This window comes from Pseudoalteromonas sp. GW168-MNA-CIBAN-0100 (assembly GCF_040309225.1).
Classification (GTDB): Bacteria; Pseudomonadota; Gammaproteobacteria; order Enterobacterales; family Alteromonadaceae; genus Pseudoalteromonas; species Pseudoalteromonas arctica.
Map to the genome: position 1 here is coordinate 1 of NZ_JBEOOL010000934.1, position 246 is coordinate 246.

1 pseudogene is annotated in these 246 nt (G+C 41.9%); it reads right to left on the minus strand.

Annotation, left to right across the window (positions count from 1 at the left end):
• Positions 1–190 (minus strand): annotated as a pseudogene (locus AAEY62_RS24080) (efflux transporter periplasmic adaptor subunit); the annotation flags it as partial.
• Positions 191–246: the final 56 nt, after the last annotated feature.

Consider the following 246-nt stretch of genomic DNA (forward strand, 5'->3'; position numbering starts at 1 on the left):
GATATGCACTTACACGCCCTGGTAATTCTTGTTTAAGTGTAAGTGTTTGGCTTTTTATCGTAACTACACCTACTGGAGTGCCTTGAGAAGCAGTAGCTTTAGGTTGCTCAGCAGCCTGATCACAACCAGTTAAAACGACAGAACCAACGAGGGCCGAAAATACCAATAGCGCGATGCGGGACCGCTGCATATTAAATTACCTTTTAACTTGACGTTAAACGTTAGAATGAACGTTCATTCTAAATT